The sequence below is a fragment of the Algibacter amylolyticus genome (genome assembly GCF_014202225.1).
GTDB lineage: Bacteria > Bacteroidota > Bacteroidia > Flavobacteriales > Flavobacteriaceae > Algibacter_B > Algibacter_B amylolyticus.
In genome coordinates this window covers 626,338-651,307 of sequence record NZ_JACHGE010000001.1, presented here as the reverse complement: position 1 = coordinate 651,307, position 24,970 = coordinate 626,338, and the positions used below count along the sequence as shown (strand labels likewise).

Annotated in this window: 14 protein-coding genes; 1 reads left to right on the top strand and 13 read right to left on the bottom strand. The window is 35.3% G+C overall.

What is annotated here, in order from left to right; genetic code table 11:
* Positions 1 to 152: 152 nt before the first annotated feature.
* From HNQ90_RS02745 to HNQ90_RS02695, 11 genes are all read right to left on the bottom strand, one after another.
* Positions 153 to 2,039: an OmpA family protein gene (locus tag HNQ90_RS02745; protein ID WP_144115110.1), complete on the bottom strand. Its 1,887-nt coding sequence runs from the start codon at positions 2,037 to 2,039 to the stop codon at positions 153 to 155.
* Between the two features lie 19 nt (positions 2,040 to 2,058).
* Positions 2,059 to 3,015 (bottom strand): PorP/SprF family type IX secretion system membrane protein, encoded by a 957-nt coding sequence (locus tag HNQ90_RS02740; RefSeq protein WP_144115109.1) that lies wholly within the window; start codon positions 3,013 to 3,015, stop codon positions 2,059 to 2,061.
* A 27-nt stretch (positions 3,016 to 3,042) separates the two neighbouring features.
* Positions 3,043 to 8,232, bottom strand: coding sequence for a T9SS type B sorting domain-containing protein (locus HNQ90_RS02735; protein WP_144115108.1), 5,190 nt, complete (start codon positions 8,230 to 8,232; stop codon positions 3,043 to 3,045).
* Between the two features lie 228 nt (positions 8,233 to 8,460).
* Positions 8,461 to 10,254, bottom strand: coding sequence for a cytochrome c oxidase subunit I (locus tag HNQ90_RS02730; protein ID WP_144115107.1), 1,794 nt, complete (start codon positions 10,252 to 10,254; stop codon positions 8,461 to 8,463).
* Positions 10,255 to 10,282: 28 nt separating this feature from the next.
* Positions 10,283 to 11,356 (bottom strand): cytochrome c oxidase subunit II, encoded by a 1,074-nt coding sequence (locus HNQ90_RS02725; protein ID WP_144115106.1) that lies wholly within the window; start codon positions 11,354 to 11,356, stop codon positions 10,283 to 10,285.
* Between the two features lie 29 nt (positions 11,357 to 11,385).
* Positions 11,386 to 12,750: a quinol:cytochrome C oxidoreductase gene (locus tag HNQ90_RS02720; RefSeq protein ID WP_144115105.1), complete on the bottom strand. Its 1,365-nt coding sequence runs from the start codon at positions 12,748 to 12,750 to the stop codon at positions 11,386 to 11,388.
* Positions 12,751 to 12,772: 22 nt separating this feature from the next.
* Complete coding sequence (locus tag HNQ90_RS02715; RefSeq protein WP_241678317.1) at positions 12,773 to 13,324, bottom strand: c-type cytochrome; 552 nt, start codon at positions 13,322 to 13,324, stop codon at positions 12,773 to 12,775.
* 8 nt (positions 13,325 to 13,332) lie between these two features.
* Entirely contained in the window at positions 13,333 to 13,863 is a 531-nt protein-coding gene (locus HNQ90_RS02710; RefSeq protein ID WP_144115104.1) for a DUF3341 domain-containing protein, read from the bottom strand.
* A 9-nt stretch (positions 13,864 to 13,872) separates the two neighbouring features.
* Complete coding sequence (gene nrfD / locus HNQ90_RS02705; RefSeq protein WP_144115103.1) at positions 13,873 to 15,615, bottom strand: NrfD/PsrC family molybdoenzyme membrane anchor subunit; 1,743 nt, start codon at positions 15,613 to 15,615, stop codon at positions 13,873 to 13,875.
* A 28-nt stretch (positions 15,616 to 15,643) separates the two neighbouring features.
* Positions 15,644 to 18,748, bottom strand: a complete 3,105-nt coding sequence (locus HNQ90_RS02700) for a TAT-variant-translocated molybdopterin oxidoreductase (protein WP_144115102.1) — start codon at positions 18,746 to 18,748, stop codon at positions 15,644 to 15,646.
* Positions 18,749 to 18,819: 71 nt separating this feature from the next.
* Positions 18,820 to 20,115: a c-type cytochrome gene (locus HNQ90_RS02695; RefSeq protein WP_144115570.1), complete on the bottom strand. Its 1,296-nt coding sequence runs from the start codon at positions 20,113 to 20,115 to the stop codon at positions 18,820 to 18,822.
* A gap of 291 nt (positions 20,116 to 20,406) precedes the next feature.
* On the opposite strand from HNQ90_RS02695, the gene HNQ90_RS02690 reads away from it, so the two are divergent.
* A complete protein-coding gene (locus HNQ90_RS02690; protein WP_144115101.1) occupies positions 20,407 to 20,796 on the top strand; it encodes an SPOR domain-containing protein in 390 nt (129 codons plus the stop codon).
* 80 nt (positions 20,797 to 20,876) lie between these two features.
* Here HNQ90_RS02690 and infB read toward each other — a convergent pair whose 3' ends face one another.
* Positions 20,877 to 23,654, bottom strand: coding sequence for a translation initiation factor IF-2 (infB, locus tag HNQ90_RS02685; protein ID WP_144115100.1), 2,778 nt, complete (start codon positions 23,652 to 23,654; stop codon positions 20,877 to 20,879).
* An 80-nt stretch (positions 23,655 to 23,734) separates the two neighbouring features.
* Positions 23,735 to 24,967 (bottom strand): transcription termination factor NusA, encoded by a 1,233-nt coding sequence (gene nusA, locus HNQ90_RS02680; protein ID WP_144115099.1) that lies wholly within the window; start codon positions 24,965 to 24,967, stop codon positions 23,735 to 23,737.
* Positions 24,968 to 24,970: the final 3 nt, after the last annotated feature.

Sequence of the window (24,970 nt, the reverse complement as noted above, 5' to 3'; positions counted from 1 at the left end):
TATCAAATATATATGTTATTTCATAACAAACCAACACATTATCGTAATTAAACATTATTTCAACGATAATTTAGTTTATAAACAAAGAAAAACCTTTCAACTCTAAGTATGTTAGAAAGAAAGGCTTTTAAGGATTTAGGTTAGTATTTTAATTATTTCAAAATTGTAAATTCACAACGCCTGTTAATATCATATTCTCTATCGTCGCAAATGCCTTCTTTAACACATGCGTTAAGTGGTTGCATTTCGCCATAACCAATACTTTTTAAACGGCTTCTTTCAATACCCTGACTTACTAGATATTCTAGCGTTGAAGCGGCACGTTTTTTAGATAAGTTTAAATTGTACTCATCTGGTCCGCGAGCATCAGTATGCGCAGAAACCTCTACTTCCATACTTGGATATTTCTTCATTAAATCTACTAGTACTTGTAAAGTTTTAGCAGCATCTTCGCGAATTATAGCGGCATCAAAATCGAAGAAAATTTTATCTAAATTAACTTGAACATCGCCTTTTTCATTTTCCTTAACACGCTCTTCAGCATCAGCAAAAGACTCTAACGTTAAGTAAATATCGTGTTGCACTTTACCTTTACTATCTGTTGAAAACTCAACATCCTGAGGAATATAGGCTTTTTGCGTCCCGCGAACTTTATACTTTTTATTTGGTTCTATTTTAAAGATATAATAAGCATCATCTCCAACAATGGTATCTTGAATAACAGTATCGGACTCATCAAATAAAGTTACCAATGCGCCTTTAAGTAAAGCTTTGCTATTTAAATCTTGTACAACCCCTTCTACTTGATATTTTGTTAAAGGATTTTCTACTCTTGAGAATCCAAATACTCTATCGTAACCTGATTTATTTGAAGACACATAACCTTTGTTATCTTTCTCTCTAATTACATAAGCAAAGTCGTCTAAATTACTATTTATAGAACTTCCTAAGTTTACTGGTTTATCGAATGTTTCATTAACTAAGTTACTTCTAAACACATCTAAACCACCAAATCCTAAATGACCATTAGACGAAAAATACAGTACATTAAACTCGCTAATAAAAGGAAACTGCTCTCTGTGTTTCGTATTTATAGTATCTCCTAAATTTTCTGGTTCTCCGTAAGTGCCGTCATCATTAATTGCTACTTTATAAATATCGAAACTTCCATAAGTTCCTGGCATATCACTAGCAAAATAAAGTGTTTTTTCATCTTTACTTAAAGCAGGATGCTCTGTACTATATGAGTTTGATGTAAATGGCAATGAGGTAACATTAGTCCATTCTCCATTTACTAATTCTGCTTTATAAATTTTAATGTGTGCAATACGCTCTTCGTCCGTTTTTTTACGTGTAGTATTAGTTCTATTAAAATACATCGTTTTACCATCTTTAGTAAAAACAGGGCTACTTTCGTGCGAACTTGTATTAATAGCTTCAGAAAATGGTTGAATATCTTCTAAAACATTCTGATTGGTTAACGTAGCACTATAAATATCTAAATAAGGTAAATTATTCCATGTGTAATTCGGGTTTTCTGAGTTACGCCCAGAAGCAAATGCAACTTTATTATCGCCATAAAAAGATAATCCAAAATCGCTACTTGAATTTTTATTTTCAATTTGCTTCAATTTGAAGTTATGCGGTGTTGTTTTATCGGTTTGCTCAATAAGGGCTAAGGTATTAATAGGCTTATTATAATACATTTTTAAGTGCTTATCTGCTTCTTTGTATTCCTTAACACCTTTTAAGGCTTGTGCAAATCTAAAATGATAATCAATATCAATAGAGTCGCCATATTCAACAAATAATTCTCTGTATGTTTTAACAGCCTTTTGCAAACTTGTATTGTAATAATAACTATCTGCTAAATTTTGAAGTACTGTTTGATTACGCTCTTTGGTTTCATAAATTTCGGCAGCGTCTTTGTAAGCTCTCATTTCAAAAAGCTTATTAACGCGCTTTAAATTTTTCTTTTGCGCTTGAGCCAGTCCACTAACTAATAAAAGGCCTGCAAGTATGTATGTATATTTTTTCATGTTTTCCTAGTATTAAATGTTAGAAGAATCTTGGTGAACGATCGTATCCGCTTTTAAATCCGAATAAATCAACATCAAACAAAATGAATATTTCGTGAGATCCAGAATTAAAGTCTCCTAGATTAGACGTAGTATAATCGTAAGCATACCCTACTTTAAGCTCTGGTGTAATTCTGAAATTTACTAGAGCACTCATAGCATCGCCTAAACGATATCCTAAACCAGCCTCTAATTTTTCGTTAATTAACACATTAGCCGTAACATCAATAGCCATTGGAGCACCCTTTACGCCTCTAGCCATAAATGCTGGTTTTAGTTTTAAATCTTTATTAAGATCGAAAACATATCCACCGGTTAAAAAGTAGTGTACATTTTGAACACCTGTAGCTGCAATACCATTTTCATTTTCTAAGTGTTTTGTTGAAAGCATATTTGGTGCCGATAAACCTAAATAATAAGAATCGGTAAAAAAGAAAGCTCCAATACCTAGATTTGGAAAGGCTTTACTAATGTTTTCATCGAATGCCTCATCGGAACTTGATCCTCCAGACTGTAATTGAAAGCCGTTAAAATTAGTATCAAAAAGCGTTACACCGGCTTTTAGACCAAATGATAATTTACTTTCTAATCCCACCGGTAACACATACGCTACATCTGCATAAATGTTATTTTCGTTTACGACATCGCCAATATTATCGTTGGTAAAAGAGATTCCCATCTCTATTTTATCGTTTATAGGTGTGTGGGCGAAAAAGCTTCCTGTTTTTGGAGCGCCTTCTAGTCCTACCCATTGTGTTCGGTACAATCCTCCTAAATTCAAAATCCCTTCTTCTGCTGTAGCATAGGCAGGATTAATAACACTCATGTTATACATGTAATGTGTAAACTGAGGATCTTGTTGTGCGTTACCTTGAAAAGACAGTATCATTATACTTAACAAAGCAGCTATTCTATGATATATATTTAAATGTTTCATGTTCTTAAATTTTGCTTTTTGTATAAATTATCTGCTTAAGTATAAACGTCCTTGTTCTGGTTTGTTTTCACCATCGTTATAGTTGAAAATGTAGAAATAAACACCTACTGGTAAATCACCCTTTGATACGACTCTACCTTGATTAGACGTACCGTCGAATCTTGGTGAATTAGCATTTCCTTTATAAACCACGTTTCCGTTTCGGTTAAAAATTTCTATTTCGAAATTAGGATATAGAATAGCTAAGTTATCGATATCGAAAGTATCGTTAGTGCCATCGCCATTAGGAGAAAATCCATCTGGAATTTGAAGTTTACCACAAGCCGTTAAATCTGGCGTTACTTCTAGACGCACGCTACTTTCACATCCGGTTGCAGCATCTACTAACGCCACATAATATGTGGTATTTGTTAAGGATGAGTTATTTGAAATTGCTGATCCGCCTGTTGCTGCATCATACCATCTTAGATTATCATCTGTATTGTCATATTCTGTAATATTATCCGATAATGTATTAATAGTAGGATTGTCATTTATACAATATTCTACAGTTGAATCCTTTAAAGTTGGTGTAGGTGCGTCGTTAATAGTTACATTAATTTGCTCGACACCTAAAGACTCACAACCATTGCTTGTTTGTGTTACATAATAATCTTCACCATCTACTAAGCTATCTGTATCTTGTAATGGCATTGTAAGTGCCATATCATCATACCAATTAGCCGTTCCTGTTGCGCTTATACTAGCAGATAAATCTGCAACTGTTGGATTGTCTTCCATACAGAATTCTGGATTTGGATTTAGAACATTAACTGCTGGTGTATCCGTAACTGTTACTACAATTTCTGCTGTAGCATCTGGAGAACATGGCGAAACCGCTGTTACGGTATAAATATATGTGCCAGAAGTATCGACAGCAGGATCAAAAACACCTGTAGTACTTGTTAGTTCTGGTGACCATACACCACCGCTTTGTGCACCTGTTCCTAATAAAGTAAATAAATCTACAGTTTCAGCACTAGTACAAATGTCTAGTGTAGTGTCTGCTCCCGCATTTGGTGCTAAGGTTACTTCTACTTCAACTTGATTTGTAAACGTACCACAACTGTTAGTAAGGGTGTACACAAAAGTACCATCTACATCAACTAAAGGATCAAAAACACCTGTTCCGCTTGTTAATGCTGGAGACCATGTTCCGCCAGTATCTGCACCACCTAAAAGCGTAAATAAATCGACTGTTCCTTCATTACTACACATAACCTGCTGGATGTTTGTGTTTGAACCCGCATTTAAAGGCTCTTCAATAGTAATTGTTATTGTTACACTATCATCTACACAAGGAGAAGAAGCGCTTACTAAATACGTATAATTGTATATACCTGCAGAAACACCTGTAACATCTAAGGTATTACCAGTTATAGTACCGGCACTATCATCATTTTGCCAAGTTCCTGTAGTATCTTGAGTGCCATCTAATCCTGTAAATAAGTCGATACTTGTATTATCGTTACAAGATATAATTGCCGTTGCATTTGCAGCGCCTGCGTTTGGTGACTGATAGATGGTTGCTGTTACCGCTGTTCTAATTGTAGACTCACATCCTATTGTAGCATTGGTTTGACTCGCATAGTACATTTGGCCGTCTACTAAGGCAGTATCATTAGCTAAAAGGTTACCCGCTGTAGCTGCATCATACCATTTAATGTTTGTACCCGTAGCCACTAGACTAGCTACTGTAGCGCTATCACAAAATTCTTGAATAGCATCTGCCATAGGAGCTTCAATAGTATTAATAATAATACTTACAGTAACTAACTCATCATCACAACTTCCTATTGCATCAACATCAAAAGTAAAGTTATAGGTTCCTGCAGCAAGTCCATCTACTGTTACTTCGTTCCCGCTTAAAGCGCCCGAAGCACTATCATCTGCCCATGTTCCTGTTTGATCTTCGCCTTCTAATAAGTCAAATAAATTATAGGTTTGCCCTGAAGTAATTTCTGAAATACAAAATTCTACCGGTGTATTTACGGTTCCAGATTCCGGAGCATCGGTTACAATTACTGTTACCGTTGAACTGTTTTCACAGCTGTTTGCATCTGTTATCGTATATGTAAAGTTATAACTACCAATAGCTAATACTGTTAAATCTACATTGCTTGAAGTTAAAGCGCCTGAAGTATTATCGTCTGACCATGTTCCGCCTGCATCTTCTCCGGTTAATTGTCCGAATAAATCTAAAGGTGAATTAGCTACTAAATCATTTTCACAAAATGTAGCCGCCATTGGTGTTCCTGTACTTGGTAATGCGTTGATTGTTATTTGAACTGTTACCAACTCATCATTACAACTTCCTATGGCATCAACATCGAATGTGAAATTATATGTTGCTGGTGTTAGTCCTGATAAATCAACTATATTTCCTGTTACAACTCCTGTGGCATCATCATCGATCCATGTTCCTGTTTGATCTTCGCCTTCTAATAAGGTAAATAAATCGAAAGTTGTCGATCCTGTGCCTTCACAAAACATTGCTGCTGGGTTTACCGTTCCAGATTCTGGAGCATCAGTTACAATTACTGTTACCGTTGAACTGTTTTCACAGCTATTTGCATCTGTTATAGTATAAGTAAAGTTATAACTACCAATAGCTAATGCTGTTAAATCTACATTGCTTGAAGTTAAAGCGCCAGAACTATTATCGTCTGTCCATGTTCCACCTGCATCTTCTCCGGTTAATTGTCCGAATAAATCTAAAGGTGAGTTTCCTACTAAATCATTTTCACAAAATGTAGCTGGCATTGGAGTTCCTGTTTCTGGTAATGGGTTGATGGTTATTTGAACTGTTACCAACTCATCATCACAACTTCCTATCGCATCAACATCGAAGGTAAAGTTATAGGTTTCTGGGGTTAATCCAGATAAATCTACCTCGTTACCAGTTAAAACACCTGAGCCATTATCATCACTCCATGTTCCTGTTTGGTCTTCGCCTTCTAATAAAGTAAATAAATCGAAAGTTGCCGATCCTGTGCCTTCGCAAAACATTGCTGCTGGGTTTACAATTCCAGATTCTGGAGCATCGGTTACAATTACTGTTATCGTTGAACTGTTTTCACAGCTATTTGCATCTGTTATAGTATAAGTAAAGTTATAATTACCAATAGCTAATGCTGTTAAATCTACATTGCTTGACGTTAAAGCGCCAGAACTATTATCGTCTGTCCATGTTCCACCTGCATCTTCTCCGGTTAATTGTCCGAATAAATCTAAAGGTGAATTTGCTACTAAATCATTTTCACAAAATGTGGCTGGCATTGGAGTTCCTGTTTCTGGTAATGGATTGATGGTTATTTGAACTGTTACCAACTCGTCATCACAACTTCCAATAGCATCTACATCGAAGGTAAAGCTATAAGTTGCTGGTGTTAATCTTGATAAGTCAATTATATTTCCTGTTACAACTCCTGTTGCATCATCATCACTCCAAGTTCCTGTTTGATCTTCGCCTTCTAATAAGGTAAATAAATCGAAATTTGTAGATCCTGTGCCTTCACAAAACATTGCTGCTGGATTTACCGTTCCAGATTCTGGAGCAGGTTCGATAGTAATTGTAATAATTTCGGTATCAGAACATGTACCATTATCTATAGTATAATTAAAAGAATAAGGACTTCCTTCTACAGTTAAAGAAGTAATATCTAAACTGTTTGAAATTGTATTACTATTAGAATCCGCCCAAGTACCACTATTATTATCTTGCGAACCATCTAAAGCATCAAATAAATTATATGGTGAATTTGCCGTTAAATCATTTTCACAAAACACAGCGTTTAAAGCAACTCCTGCATTTGGATCCTCTAATACAACAACTTGTACTGTTGTAGAATTTTCTGGACAAGGGTTTGGAGTTACGTTTTGCGTATAGGTATAATTATATGTTCCTGCGGTTAAACCTGACAAATCAATAGGAGAAGTAATAACAGGATCTGTACTTGCAGTACCTGCTGTCCATTGCCCACCTAAATCATGATTTTCTACTAATGAAAACAAATCGAATTCTGAAGGTAAATCTGCTATACAAAATGAAGCTGGGTTTGCTGCTGAAGCATTACCAGAACTTAAAGATTCGAAAACCGAAATGGTCACTTCTGAAACGCCATCAGGACAAACACCATTGCTTGGTACTGTATAAATAAATATATAATCGCCAGGTGTAGTTAAGCTAGAAATATTAATGGTTCCTAAATGTCCATTAGCTGTTGCTTGTGGTCCGGACCATGAACCTGTAGTGTCCTTGGTTCCACCCAATTCATCAAATAAATTAAAATCTGCAACTGGTAAGCTGTCATTACAATATGCTAAGCTACTCGATGTACCCGGATTAACTGGGTCATCAATAGCCACTGTAACAGCTACAGGATCACTAACACAAATAAAATTATCAACTTGTACGTAATAAGTTCCGTTTTCCAAAACCTCTGTAGAGGCTAACGAAGGCGCTATTGGATCTCCAGAACCATCTAAATTTTTATACCAATAAAAATTACCAGTAGTTCCCGGGTCTAAATCTGCAACAGTTGCATTAGCATCAGAACAAAAAGGTTGGCTAGGAGGTGGAGTAGCTTCACTAGGAGAACCACTAACAACTATTCTAGCACTTTCTATTTGACTTTTACAACCGCTACCATCCACAAATAATATATAATGGTTTACCATACTACTTGGTATCGCATCACTATAATTAACACTATTGGTTAAAGCAAAATCCGAATAAATCTCTACAGATCCACCAGCAGGAATACTAGCATTTAAAACGTCGTCCACATACACTTGATAGGTTGCGCTTTCGTTACTACAATAAACACGATCTAAGTTTTGCCCAGAAGCATTAACAACAAAATCTATAGTAATTGGTAATCTGCTAGCACAATCACCAGAATGGTTATCGGCATAGTAAATTCCTTCATCTACTAATTCGTTAACATTAAAAGCATTTCCACCACTAGGTGAATCGTACCATACAATACCATCACCACCATCGGAGGCGTTAGCATTTAAGTCACCGAAAGAATAACCAGCAGCATCACAAATAGGAGGTGGTGCGGGGTTAGCAACTGTCGGGCATTGAGAAAATCCTGAATAAGACATCCCAAATAACAACAAGAAAAATAACGCATAAGAAAGCGTAATTTTTGGAGTAGGTTTGGTTTTCATAGTTTGAAATTTAAAATCAAATAAACAATACAATCGTTATAAGTATATTAACATCACTGTAAGAAACAGATTAATGCCGCATTTACAATATCGTGCAATTTAACAGATTTTTTTGTATTTCGTCGAATTTTTACAATAAATTTTACTTTTTGGTAAAAAAAAATCAATTCAAAAGAAAACCCACCTTAAAAAGGTGGGTTTTTAAATAAAAAACTATGCTTTATTGTCTTAGTGCTGCAATTCTTCCTCACCATCCTTTAAAGGAATATTTTGAGGAACAAAGTCTACATCATGTCCTGGTTTACTATAATCGTAAGCCCAACGATATACATGAGGAATATCTCCTGGCCAGTTACCATGAATATGCTCTACAGGTGTTGTCCACTCTAAAGTAGTAGATTTCCATGGATTCTGTACTGCTTTTTTACCGTAGTACATGCTGATAAAGAAATTATATAAGTATATGATTTGAACAACTCCACCAACTAATGCAAAGATTGTTATGATAACATTTACGTTAGCTAAATCATCAAATAAAGGAAAATTACTATTTGTATAATAACGACGTGGTAAACCTGCCATACCTATAAAGTGCATTGGGAAAAATACGCCATAAGCACATACTGCAGTAATCCAGAAGTGAATGTATCCTAAATTTTTATTTAGCATACGACCATACATTTTAGGATACCAATGATAAATACCAGCAAACATACCGTATAAAGCAGATATACCCATTACTAAGTGGAAGTGAGCCACTACAAAATATGTATCATGCACATTAATATCTAATGCACTATCTCCTAAAATAATACCTGTTAAACCACCTGTTATAAATGTTGATACAAAACCAATTGAGAATAACATGGCAGGATTCATTTGCAAATTACCTTTCCAGAGTGTCGTTATCCAGTTAAATGCTTTTACAGCAGAAGGAATAGCAATTAATAATGTTGTAAATGTAAATACAGAACCTAAGAAAGGATTCATACCCGAAATAAACATATGGTGACCCCAAACAATAGTTGAAAGGAAGGCGATAGCTAATATTGAAGCAATCATAGCACGGTAACCAAAAATAGGTTTACGTGAGTTAGACGCCATAATTTCTGAAACCAGACCCATTGCAGGTAAGATTACAATATATACCTCAGGGTGACCTAAGAACCAAAATAAGTGTTCGAATAAAACTGGCGATCCACCTTGATAATGTAAAACTTCACCTTGAATAAATATATCCGATAGGAAAAATGATGTTCCAAAACTTCTATCCATTATTAACAATAAAGCTGCTGATAATAAAACTGGAAACGAAACTATACCAATAATAGCAGTTACAAAAAAGGCCCATATTGTTAAAGGTAATCTTGTCATTGACATCCCTTTTGTACGCAAGTTAATTACAGTAACTACATAGTTTAATGATCCCAATAAAGAAGAAGCAATAAATATAGCCATAGATACTAACCATAAAGTCATACCCATACCAGAACCACCTTGGGCCATTGGTAAAGCACTTAATGGCGGATAAATAGTCCAACCTGCTGCTGCTGGTCCTGCTTCAACAAATAATGAAGATACCATTATAATACATGATAAAAAGAATAACCAATAAGATACCATGTTTAAAAAACCAGATGCCATATCTCGAGCACCAATTTGTAATGGAATTAATAGGTTACTAAAAGTACCACTTAAACCAGCCGTTAATACGAAAAATACCATGATGGTACCATGTATAGTAACCAATGCTAAATAAATATCGGCATCCATAACTCCATCGGGAGCCCATTTACCTAATAATGCTTCAAACAATACGTTTGGCTCTTCTGGCCATGCAATTTGCATACGAAACATCATAGACATTAAAACCCCAATAACTCCCATAATAGTACCTGTAACTAGGTACTGCTTAGCAATCATTTTATGGTCCTGACTAAATATATATTTAGTTACAAACGTTTCTTTATGATGATGTCCGTGATCGTCGTCGTGAGCGTGGTTATCTGCGTGTGCTGACATAATCTTATATCGTGTTTATCTTTTTTAATTAATTAACTAGAGAGTTCTTGAATTCCTTTTGTTCTGCAATCCAAGCGTCATATTCTTCTTGAGTTTCAACTATTATCTTCATTTGCATATTGTAGTGAGATTTACCACAAATTTTGTTACAAAGTAATAAGTAATCAAACTCATAACGCTCTAAAGCATCTTCACCTTTAGCTACAAGCTCTTTACTATTTTCAACTCTAATACTGTTAATATTTTGAACTTTTTCAACCATTTGCGGTGTTTGACGCATATCAGCAGTAGTTACTGTTGGCGTAAATCCAAACTGAGTAATCATACCTGGAACACAGTTCATTTGAGCTCTAAAGTGCGGCATATACGCTGAATGTAAAACATCCTGAGAACGCATTTTAAATAACACTGGTCTTCCAACAGGTAAATGTAACTCTGTAGTAATAATATCATCTTGAGCATTAGGATCAGATTCATCTAAACCTAAAATATTAGCACGATCAATATCAATTAAACGAACATTCGCCTTACCTAAGGTATTATCGGCACCAGCATATCTAGCTTTCCAGTTAAATTGTTGTGCATAAAGCTCAACCACTAATGGGTCGTCACTTTCGTCTACACCCATAATATTTATCCATGTGCTTAAACCATATATAATTAAACCTGCTAAAACAATTACAGGAATTATAGTCCAAATAGCCTCTAATTTATTATTATCCGCAAAAAACAAAGCTTTTTTACCCTTTTCACCTTTATATTTAAATGCGAAATAGTGTAATAGGAATTGAGTTAAAGTCTGAACCACAAAAATAAGTGTCATAGATATAACCATCAAATTATCGATAGTTGGTCCATGTTCCGAAGCAGAATTAGACATTAAAGGTAAATCACCCCATTTAACAAAACATACAATGGTAATAATATAAATGAACGCTAAAAAGCCCATCATTAAATACCCATTTAATGTATTATCCTTATCGGTTGCAACTCCGGCAATTGTACTTTCGTTTTTAGCCTGAGCTAAATCAAAAATCTTTACCATTTGCCAAATGGCAACTAAAATAAATACTAAAACTATAATTGTTAATAAAGCAGTCATTGGTATCGTTCGTCTTTATTTATATCTAATTAATAATGAAATTCTTCACTTTCTTTTCTAAAAGGATATCCTTTTACAAGTAATGGTGCTTTTGTTAAGGCGCTAAATACAACAAATATAAATAACCCTGCGAAAAGTAAAATTGAACTTATTTCCGGTATTCCAATAAACCATCTGTCGCCAACTGTAGCCGGCATAATCATATTGAAAATATCAATATAATGACCAAATAAGATTACTAAACCTGCCATAACTACAAACCAAGGCATACGCTTATAATCCGCATTCATTAACATTAGGATTGGGAATACAAAATTCATAACTACCATACCTAAGAAAGGTAATTTGTAATCTTGGAAACGTGTTACAAAGTATGTTACCTCCTCTGGAATATTTGAATACCAGATTAACATAAATTGAGAGAACCATAAGTATGTCCAGAAAATACTAAATGCAAACATAAATTTAGCAACATCATGTAAATGGTTTTCATTTACAAACTCTAAATAGTTTCTAGATTTCAAATAGATAGTGATTAAAGCTATAACAGTAATACCACTTACAAACATACTTGCAAATACGTACCAACCGAATAAAGTTGAGAACCAGTGTGGATCAACACTCATAATCCAATCCCAAGACATCATAGATTCTGTATAAATAAAGAATACTAAAAATGCAGCAGAAATACGGAAAGACTTCTTAAAGTTACTTTTATCTTCAGCAATATCTTGAGCGATAGAGAATTTTCTAGAAAAGTGACGGTAAGCATACCAACCACCAATAAATATAAGACCTCTAATTACAAAACCACCTATGTTTAACCAACCTGTTTTACCTGCAATAAGCTTATCATGAGCTACAACTTCAGGATCCATCCATATAAATATATTGTAATGCCCGATTGTACCAGAAGCAACTGCTATGGCCAATACAATTAATGCACCAGGTAACATATAAGCCGTAATACCTTCCATTACTCTAAATAAAACTGGAGACCATCCCGCTTGAGATGCAATTTGAATAGCATAAAATGCTAATACCCCTAAAGCAATCATCATAAAGAAAAATGCCGCTACATATAATGCAGACCAAGGTCTATTTGCTATTTGGTGTTGCACATGTTCTACATGTTCTTTGTGCTCATCCACTTCAGCATGTGCTGTGTCACCGTGATTATCATGTGAATCTGCTACTGCATGTGCATCATGAGTTGGCGCCGCATGAGCTGCTTCTTCACCATGTCCACCTCCGTGGTGTGATTCTTCTGCAAGTAAGTGCTCCACTTCTTCAAAAGATAAATGAGATGTCATAAAACCATAACCAACTCCTATTGCTCCTAAAAGCATTAGAACGAAAGAAAATGTCTTTAATTTATTTGAAAATGTATACATATCTATAATAATCTTATCAATCTTACTTTTCTAAATCTGCTTTCAACTTTAAAACGTACGACACTACTTGCCAACGCTCTTCTTCATTCAATTGGTTAGCATAAGAACCCATTGCATTTTTACCATAATAAATAGTGTGGTAAATACTTCCTGCATTGATAGCTCTTCCTGCATCATCATAACTTGGAATACCAAGAATTTTTTCACGTTTAACCAAGTTACCTTGCCCGTTTCCTTTATTACCATGACAAATTCCACAGTAAATATCGTATAACTCTTTACCTCTATTTAAATCTACATGAGTAGAATCTAATGGGCTATTCAAAGTCGCCTTTGCTAAATCGTAACCAGCAGTTGAGTTCTCTATATCAAAAGGAACATAACCTCTAGGAATAGAACCTTGAACAGGTAATTGCGCTTCAATTCCATTTGGAAATGCTGCTTCACCATAGGTTTCATATCCTGCAGATTCATACATATTTGGCATGAATTGATAGTTAGGCGCTGTACTCTTATTACAAGATGTAGCTACAAAAACTACTGCTAATACTAATATTTTAATTAAGCTTTTCATATCTATTATTAATGGGCTTTATCAACTAAATTAATTTCTACTGCTCCAGTTTCTGCTAATAAACTTTCAAGTTCTTTTTCATTTCCATCTACTGCAATTTCCATTAAAAAATGGTCGTCTGTTGTTCTTGGATCTGGATTCTCAGCGTTTTTAAAAGGCCACATTCTACTACGTAAGTAAAATGTAATTACCATTAAGTGAGCTGCAAAAAATACAGTAAGCTCAAACATAATTGGTACAAAAGCTGGCATATTTTCAATATAACTGAAACTTGGTTTACCACCAATATTTTGTGGCCAATCTTCAATCATAATAAAATTCATCATTAAAACGGCTACAGTTAAACCAATTAGTCCGTATATAAATGCTGTAATAGCAATACGAGTTGGTGCTAATCCCATAGCTTTGTCTAACCCGTGTACTGGGAAAGGTGTATATATTTCCTCAATGTGAAATCTTTGTGCCTTAACTTTTTTAACAGCTGACATTAAGATATCATCATCGGTATAAATAGCGTGAATAACTTTTGAAGCTTCCATTGACTATGTTTAGTTGATTAATTTTTTAGCTTGTCCAGACCAATCATCACGCTCAGCTCTTCCTGGGAAAGAACCTGTAATGCTATCTAACAAATCATATTCATTTTTTGTCATTTTACTAACTTGAAGGAATGTATAAATACCAATGCTATTTAATACTTCTTCCATTTTAGGACCAATGCCATTTACTTTCTTTAAATCATCAGCAGTTTGAGTAGCCGGATCAAAAGCACCAATGCTTCCTAAAAGGTTACTTACTTTTTCTGAATTATCATCAGTAGAAGGTATAGTTTCTTTAACTTCAGCCATAGGCTTTACAACAACATTACCTGATGTTCTAGAATCTGCTCCTGTTCCTACTAAACTATCGCCTCTTTCTCTAATGTTTTTATAACGCTCTCCAGATGATTTTAAAATTGTTTTAACCTCGGCTTGCGCAATAACTGGGAATGTTCTAGAATATAATAAGAATAATACAAAGAAGAATCCTATAGTTCCAATAAAAATTCCAATATCTACAAATGTTGGTGAGAACATTGTCCATGAAGACGGTAAGTAATCTCTATGTAACGACGTTACAATAATTACAAAACGCTCAAACCACATACCAACGTTTACTACGATTGAAATAAAGAAAGAGAACATAATACTAGTTCTTAATTTCTTGAACCACATAAACTGTGGAGAGAACACGTTACAAGACATCATCATCCAGTAAGCCCAAGCATAAGGACCAGTTGCTCTGTTTAAGAAAGCGTATTGTTCATACTCAACACCAGAATACCATGCTATAAATAACTCTGTAATATATGCTACACCTACTATAGAACCAGTAATCATAATTACTATGTTCATTAATTCGATGTGCTGTACTGTAATATAATCTTCAAGGTTACACACTTTTCTCATAATAATAAGAAGTGTATTTACCATTGCAAATCCTGAGAATACCGCACCAGCCACAAAGTATGGCGGGAATATTGTTGTATGCCAACCAGGAATAACCGATGTTGCGAAGTCAAAAGATACAATAGTGTGTACAGAAAGTACTAATGGCGTTGCTAAACCTGCAAGTACCAATGATACTTCTTCAAAACGTTGCCAATCTTTTGCACGACCAGACCAACCAAAACTTAATAAAGCATAAATTTTCTTTTGAAACGGTCTAATAGCTCTATCTCTTAGCATAGCAAAATCTGGTAATAAACCTGTCCACCAGAATACCAATGATACAGATAAATAAGTAGAAATTGCAAATACATCCCAAAGTAATGGCGAGTTAAAGTTTACCCATAATGAACCAAATTGGTTTGGAATAGGTAATACCCAATATCCTAACCATGGACGACCCATGTGAATAATTGGAAACAAACCTGCTTGTACCACAGAGAAGATTGTCATTGCTTCTGCAGAACGGTTAATTGCCATTCTCCATTTTTGACGGAACAGTAAAAGTACTGCAGAAATAAGTGTTCCTGCGTGACCAATACCAACCCACCAAACGAAGTTAGTAATATCCCAAGCCCAACCAACGGTCTTGTTTAAACCCCAAGTTCCAATACCTGTAGATACTGTGTATAAAATACATCCAATTCCCCACAAGAAAGCTACTAATGAGATACTAAAAACTATCCACCATTGCTTATTTGCTTTTCCTTCAACAGGTTTGGCCACATCCACAGTTACGTCGTGGTATGATTTTTCGCCTGTAACTAAAGGTCTTCTAATAGGTGCTTCGTAATGAGACGCCATAATTATATAATTGATTCTTTAATTAAATTTATGCTTCAGTTGTATTTCTCACTTTAGTATGATACTGCACGTTAGGCTTAGTACCAACACTTTCTAATAAGTGATACATACGGTCATCTTCTTTTAGTTTTGCAACTTTAGAAGCTTTATCGTTGATATCTCCAAAAACCATCGCTCCACTACTACAAGCTGCAGAACATGCTGTTTGGAATTCACCATCTTTAATTTCTCTTCCGTCACGTTTTGCGTCAAGAATAGTTTTCTGTGTCATTTGAATACACATAGAACATTTTTCCATTACACCACGAGAACGTACAACAACATCTGGATTTAATACCATACGACCTAAATCATCGTTCATATGATAATCAAACTCATCATTTCCATTGTATAAGAACCAGTTGAAACGACGTACTTTGTAAGGACAGTTGTTTGCACAATATCTAGTACCAACGCAACGGTTATATGCCATATGGTTTTGACCTTGACGACCGTGAGAAGTAGCTGCCACAGGACAAACTGTTTCACAAGGTGCATGGTTACAATGCTGACACATTACCGGTTGGAAAGCCACCTGAGGATTCTCAGCTGCTTGTTCCATCTCTCCAAATCCGCCTAAAGACCCGTTATCTCCAAATAAACCAGAGAATCCGTCTTTTTTAGCATCATCTTCTTCAAATGTCGCATCAGATGAATAATATCTATCAATACGTAACCAGTGCATATCACGGCTACGACGTACTTCGCTTTTACCAACTACAGGCACATTGTTTTCTGCATGACAAGCAATAACACAAGCCCCACATCCTGTACAAGAATTTAAATCGATTGATAAGTTAAAGTGATGCCCAATTGATCGATCAAATTCATCCCATAAATCAACCTCTGGAGAAGTCACTGGAGTTTCCTTATGATTTAACGAAACCGTAGGAACTTTATTCCACACATCTCTATCAGACGTATTAAAAATCTCTAAAGTTGTTTCTTTAATAATATCACCACGTCCCATCAAAGTGTTATGTAACTGTACAGAAGCAAATTCATGCTCTCCTGCAGCTAACTCCACTGTTACGTTTTGTACGCTATTAAAGTTATGATATAATGCATAGGCGTTAACCCCTGTTTGCATTTCTTCTTTTAAACCTAATGTTTTACCGTAACCTAATGCTAATCCAACAGTACCTTTAGCTTGTCCTGGTTGAATCATTACTGGTACTTTTAAAGACGCTCCATTTACAGTAACATTGGCATAACTACCATTTAATGCACCGTTAGCAACGTGTTTATTCATTAAACCTAATGCATCAGCATCAGCTTTAGACACGGTTAAGTAGTTATCCCAAGATGCTCTTGTTAAAGGATCCGGAAACTCTTGTAACCATGGGTTGTTGGCTTGTTGTCCATCACCCATACCAACTTTGGTATATAAGGTTAACTCTAAACCACCGTTTGATTTTGCAGAAGATGCTAATGCTCTAGCTGCATTTCCTGAAGGCGCCTCAGCAGAAGCTTCTGCATTTGATGTCTCTTCAGTTTGCGTAGCTATAGCTCCAACAAAAACACCATCGTGTAATGCTTTGTTAAATGAACCACCGCCTAAAATACCAGTACCCCAAGTATCCTTAATATAATCATGATAAGAAACACTGTTTCCCGTCCATTTTAATAAAGATTCTTGAAATTGCCTTGTATCAAATAAAGGACGAATTGTTGGTTGCATTAATGCATAATGTCCTTTTTTGATTTCAACATCACCCCAAGATTCTAAATAATGTGGCGCTGCTCCTATATATTGTGCTTCTGAAGACGTCTCATCTACTTTCATAGAAAACGCAACAGATAATTCTACTTTCTTTAATCCTTCAGCAAAGTCTGAAGCATTTGGTAAGGTATAAATTGGATTTACACCACTCATTATAATCGCTCCTACACGACCAGCTTTCATATCGCCAACTAATTTAGCCACAGCAGCATCGCTACCTTGTCTAGTTTTAATTGGAGTCGATTTATCGAAAGCCTTACTTCCTAAAACTTCATTTATTTCTAAAACAACTGTTTGTGCATTAACATCTTGAATTCCTGTTACTACAACACCATTGCTTCCAGCCTTTTTAAGTTGAGAAGCTGCTTTTTTAACTGCATCTTCTACTTTTTCTGGTAACGTTCCTGATACCGATCCACCAACCACATAGCTATATAATTTAGCTAAAGCTAATTTTTGCTCTGTAGGCGTTAATGGAACACGTTTATCGGCATTGGCACCAGTAAGAGACATATTAGATTCAAACTGAATATGTCTTGACATTTTACCGTGGTTTGGCGCTTTGTTCTTAGAATACCCAGAATCAAAACCACCACCTTGCCAATCTCCTAAGAAATCTGCACCAACAGAAACAATTGTCATGGCCTTAGCGAAATCGTAATTTGCTAATGCGCGTTCTCCATATTTAGCTTGATAAGCATCTAACGCAGCAGACTCTGAAACAGAATCGTAAACTACGTGACTTACATTACCATACTTTTCTTTGAATTCAGAAATTAACTTACTTGTAGATGGACTCGCAAATGTTTGTGTTAATAACACAATGTTTTTGTTAGCCGCAGCAATGTTGGTTAATTTCTCGGTAGTTTCAGAATCGAAATCACTCCAAGAAATGGCAGAATCTCCTTTCTTAGGGCCTTGAACTCTTAAACTATCATACAATCCTAAAACCGAAGCATTCACTCTAGCATTAGCACTACCATTGGTAGCTGCCATCGTATTGTTTTCAATTTTAATTGGACGACCTTCACGCGTTTTTACTAAAACACTAGCAAAATCAAAACCATTTGCAATTGTAGTTGCATAATAGTTAGCAACACCAGGAATAATCTCGGTTGGTTGCACTATATATGGAATAGATTTTTTTACAGGACCCTCACAAGCAGCCAATGAAGCTGCAGCTGTACTAAATCCTACATATTTTAAGAAATCGCGACGCGTTGTAGATGTTTCCTCTAAGGTTTCTTTATCACCTAAAAATTCATCAGTAGGAATTTCTGCTACAAACTCGTTTTGTTTTAGCGTCTCAACAATAGAGCTATTTTCGTTTAGCTCTTCAACACTTTTCCAGTATTTCTTGTTTGATGACATATTATATAATTGAATTACTTCTTAATTTTTATTTAATGTTTTCCGCTTTCGCGGAAAGAAAAACTACTTATTTAGTAGTGACACTTACCACATTCTAGACCACCCATTTGAGCAGCAGTTAACTCATCGACACCATACTTTTTAGATAACTCATCATGTATTTTAGTATAGTAAGCATTATCTTTTACATCAATGTTAGTTTCTCTGTGACAGTTAATACACCATCCCATAGTTAATGGCGCATGTTGATACATGATTTCCATCTCTTCAACAGGACCATGACAAGTTTGACATTCTACACCTGCAACAGTTACGTGTTGTGAGTGATTAAAATATGCAAAGTCTGGTAAGTTATGAATACGAACCCATTTTACTGGTTGAGAATCTCCTGTATATTTTTGCTCAGCATCATCCCATCCTGCGGCAGCATATAATTTTTTGATCTCACCATCATAAAATTCTTTAGAATATTCTGGAGATGTTTCGCCATTATACTCATAAACTGATTTATGACAGTTCATACAAACATTTAACGAAGGAATACCAGATGTTTTACTAACTCTTGCAGAAGAGTGACAGTATTTACAATCGATTCCGTTATCGCCAGCATGTATTTTATGTGAAAAATGTATTGGTTGTACAGGTTGATATCCTTGATCTACCCCAATTTGAGATAAATAGCCGTAAACAAAGTATGCACTAGATAATAAAAAGAATATTGCTACAACAATCATTAAAAACTGATTTTGAACAAATGCTTTCCATAATGGCGTTCTTTGAGAAGCCTCTGGTAAATCGATACCCTGCGCTCCTGCAAAACGACGTAATGTTTTATTCACTAGATATAATCCAGCAGCTAAAAGAATAAACAAGATAGCTAACGCCCCTAAAATAAGTTCGTTTGAAATACCACCAGAATTTCCACCACCAACTTCTGCACCTCCAACTGGAGTAGCTGCTTGAGCAGGCGCTTTCTTTTCTTCAGCTGTATAAGCAAGAATGTTATTTATATCATCATCTGACAATTGTGGAAAAGCAGTCATTGCCGCACCACCATACTCATCGTATACTTTTTTAGCATAAGAGTCGCCAGATTTTATAACACCTGCACTGTTACGAATCCAAGCATGAATCCAAGTACGATCTAAACCTTGCTCGTCACTTAAACGTGCCTCTACGTTACGTAAAGCTGGTCCTGTCATCTTTTTATCTAATTGATGACATGCTGCGCAATTAGCATTAAATAATGATTTTCCTTTTGCTGGGTCTCCTTCCTGAGCAGAAAGAGCCGTTGTAAATGCTAGTAAAAAAACTAAGCTTAAACTAAGAAAGTTTGTGCTTAATTTACGGTGAATCACCTTTCTCATATTGTTGGTTAAATTAACTTCTAAACTTTGGTATGATTTTTTCATTACTATAAATGGAAAAATGCAGTTAAAAAAATCTCTCGCAAAAGTAATATTAAAAGTCGATTTTAGAAATGTTAGCATAGTGTTAATTGGTAATTTAGAGGGATTCTAAATAATAAAAAGAGCCGCAATTAAGTTTATATCGTATACATTTGTATAAAATATAATTAAGCACTACCAATATTACAACACAACACCCTCTATTAGTAGATGATTATAAAGAAGTTACATAAAAAAGTTAATACACACATGAATCCATTGAACCTAAAAAAAAGTTTTTTAAGCCTTATATGTTTTGTTTTAATATCAACATATAGTTTTTCTCAACAAGGTAATGTTGCCATAAATCAAGACAAACATATCACTGTTTTATTAGATTTAAAGAAAGAATTAAATAAAGATGAAACCAGTTCTGAACGTTACAAAATTCAAGTTTATTCCGGTAACAGAGCAGGTGCATACAGCGCACAAGATGAGTTTACAAGCGCTTTTGGTAGTTGGCATCCATCTATGCAATACGAAACACCAAACTTTAAAATTTGGGCAGGAAACTTTAGAACACGATTGGAAGCAGATCGCGCCTTAAAGAAAATTAAAGGGAAGTTTCCTCATGCTTTTATTTTTAAGCCTAAGAAATAAAAATCAAGTTATTATAACTAAAAAAGAGCGACCAAATGGTCGCTCTTTTTTTTATAATCAAGTTATTTCAACTAAGTGAATTACTTTAACTTCTTTTTAACCTCTACTTCGTGGAAAGCTTCAATTACATCGCCTTCTTTAATATCGTTGTAATTTTTAATTTGCATACCACAGTCGTAACCTTTAGCTACTTCTTTAGCATCATCTTTAAATCGTTTTAATGATGTTAACTCTCCTGTATAAACAACTACACCATCACGTATTAAACGAATACCTGCATTACGTGTTATTTTACCATTAGTCACCATACAACCTGCAATAGTACCAATTTTGGATACTTTAAATATTTCTCTAATTTCTGCAGTACCAAGTATTTCTTCTTTCAACTCTGGAGATAACATACCTTCCATGGCATCTTTAAGATCGTTAATAGCATCGTAGATAATAGAATATGTACGGATATCAATTTCTTCTTTATCGGCAATCATTCTTGCGTTTCCTACTGGTCTCACATTAAATCCTACGATAATAGCATCTGAAGCCGAAGCTAATAACACATCACTTTCTGTAATGGCTCCAACTCCTTTATGTAAAATATTTACTTGAATCTCTTCAGTAGATAATTTCTGGAATGAATCTGTTAAGGCTTCAACCGAACCATCAACATCACCTTTAAGGATAATATTCAGCTCTTGGAAATCACCTAATGCAATACGACGTCCAATTTCATCTAGTGTGATATGACGTTGTGTTCTAACAGATTGCTCACGTTGTAATTGCGCACGTTTAGAAGCAATTTGTTTTGCTTCACGCTCGTCTGCAAATACATTAAACTTATCACCCGCTTGTGGTGCACCATCTAAACCTAAAATAGAAACTGGAGTTGAAGGTCCAGCCTCAACAACATCATGTCCTCTTTCGTCATGCATGGCTTTAATTTTACCACTATGCTGACCCGCTAACACGTAATCTCCAACTTTTAAAGTTCCTGCTTGTACCAATATAGTTGATACATATCCACGACCTTTATCTAGGAATGCTTCTACTACCGTACCAACAGCTGGTTTATTTGGGTTTGCTTTAAGCTCTAATAACTCAGCTTCAAGCAACACTTTTTCTAATAATTCTTTTACTCCTGTACCAATCTTAGCTGATATATCGTGAGATTGTACTTTACCACCCCAGTCTTCAACTAACAAATTCATTTGTGCTAAACCTTCCTTAATTTTCTCAGGGTTGGCCGCTGGTAAATCTATTTTGTTAATAGCAAATACTATAGGTACGCCTGCCGCTTGTGCATGCGAAATAGCCTCTTTAGTTTGTGGCATAATATCATCATCGGCAGCAGCTACAACAATAGCAATATCTGTTACCTGAGCACCACGAGCACGCATCGCTGTAAAGGCCTCGTGACCCGGTGTATCTAAGAATGCTATTTTTTGTCCGTTTTCTAGTTCTACACCATAAGCACCGATATGCTGTGTAATTCCACCAGACTCTCCTGCAATTACATTTTCTTCACGTATGTAATCTAAAAGTGATGTTTTACCATGATCGACGTGACCCATTACCGTAACAATTGGTGCACGTGGTTTTAAATCTTCTGGTTTATCAACAAACTCTTCAATAGATTCCTCGATATCTGCAGTTACAAACTCTACTTGATAACCAAACTCATCGGCAACGATAGATAATGTTTCAGCATCTAAACGCTGATTCATAGTTACCATCATACCAAGTGACATACAAGCTGAAATAATTTGCGTAACGCTAACATCCATCATAGTTGCCATTTCACTAGCCGTAACAAATTCTGTTACTTTTATGATTTTACTTTCAGCTGCTTCGATTTGTTGATCGATTTCAGTTTGCTCTCTATGCTTATCTCTTTTATCTCTTCTGTTTTTAGCACCACGCCCTCTGTTAGATTTACCTTGAAGTTTCTCAAGTGTTTCGCGCACTTGCTTTTTAACATCTTCTTCTGAAGGTTCTTCTTTTACAACATTACGGCGTCCTACGCCTGTGCCAGGTTTTCCTCTAAATCGACTATCTCCTCCACCAGGTCTAGCGCCTCCACGATTATCTTGTGGTGCTCCAGCTTTACTAATACGGCGACGTTTTCTTTTATTGGCGTCTCCAGCTTTAGCAACAGGTTTCTTTTCTTCTTTCTTCTTTTTAGGCTTATTAAACTGGGATAAATCAATTTTATCTCCCGCTATTTTAGGACCAGTAAGTTTTTTATATTGCGTTTCTACCTTTTCTTCTGGAGTTACCAACTCGCCATCAACTACAACTTGTTTAAGCTGCGGTTTTGCTGGAGTTTCTTCCTTAACTTCAGGTTTTGTTTCCGTATTAGATTCAGGCTTAGTTTCAGCTTTAGGCGTTTCCTTTTTAACAGGTTCTTCCTTTTTTGCTTCCACTTTAGGCTCTGCTTTAGGAGCTTCTTTAACCTCTTTTTTAGGTTCAGCAGGTTTTTCAGCAGCTTTCTTTTTAGGGTCTAAATCTATTTTGCCAACAGTTTTAGGTCCTGAAAGTTCAGCAGATGCTTTAACAACTTCCTCTTTTCTAGCTTTTTCTCTGGCTTCTTGTGCTTTTTGCTTAGCTTCTAATTCTCTTTCACGTTTAACACGTAAATCTTCCTTTTCCTTTAGCTTTGCTTCGCTTACTGCTTGAGACTTAACTTTTTTATTAGCATCTGTTTCAAATTCACCCGAAAGGAGGTTATAAGTCTCCTGAGAAATCTTTGTAGTTGGACGCTTCTCTATTTCCACGCCTTTAGAATCCAAAAATTCCACAGCGCGATCTAGAGAGATGTTAAGCTCGCGTAATACTTTATTTAATCTAATTGTGTCAGCCATAAATCGCCTTTAAAATACTCAAATATATGTATTATACCCTTTCGGACATAATGAAAATGCAAATCTGCACTTTTTATTTACTAATCTTCAAATTCTTCTTTAAGAATTCTGATAACATCTTGGATGGTTTCTTCCTCCAAGTCGGTTCTCTTAACAAGATCTTTAACATCTTGTTCTAATATGCTTTTCGCAGTATCTAACCCTGCTTTACTAAACTCTTCAATAATCCAGCCTTCAATTTCATCTGTAAACTCACGTAACTCAACATCTTCCTCTGCTCCTTCTCTAAATACGTCGATTTCGTAACCCGTTAATTGACCAGCTAAACGGATGTTATGACCACCTCTACCAATGGCTTTACTTACCTCTTCTGGCTTTAAAATAACCTCTGCGCGTTTTGTTTCTTCATTTAATTTAATTGAAGTTACACGTGCTGGACTTAACGCTCTAGTTATAAATAATGGTAAGTTATTGGTGTAGTTAATAACATCAATATTTTCGTTACCTAACTCACGAACAATACCGTGAATTCTTGAACCTTTCATACCAACACAAGCTCCAACAGGATCTATTCTATCATCATAAGAATCGACAGCTACTTTTGCTTTTTCTCCAGGTATTCTTACCACATGTTTGATTGTAATTAAACCATCAAAAACTTCTGGAATTTCTTGTTCAAATAATTTTTCTAAAAATTTAGGTGAACTTCTAGACATAATAATTGTTGGTTTAGCGCCTTTAAGCTCTACACTATCAATTACACCTCTTACATTATCTCCTTTTCTGAAGAAATCTGAAGGTATTTGTCTATCCTTTGGAAGCACAATTTCGTTACCTTCATCATCTAACAAAATTACTGCTCTATGACGAATATGGTGTACTTCGGCTGTATAAATTTCTCCTACTAAATCTTTAAATTGCTTATAAATTATAGTATTATCGTGCTCATGGATTTTAGAAATTAAGTTTTGACGTAATGCTAAAATAGCCCGTCTACCTAAATCGATAAGCTTAACTTCTTCAGATACATCTTCACCAACCTCAAAATCAGGCTCAATTTTACGAGCTTCAGTTATTGTAATTTCTTGATTAGGCTCCTCAACTTCTCCATCGGCAACAACAACTCTATTTCTCCATATTTCTAAATCGCCTTTATCTGGATTTACAATAATATCAAAATTATCATCATCCCCAAATTTCTTTTTTAAGGCACTTCTAAATACATCCTCTAAAATTGCCATTAACGTTACTCTGTCAATTAGCTTATCATCTTTGAATTCTGAAAAAGATTCAATTAATGCGATATTTTCCATAAC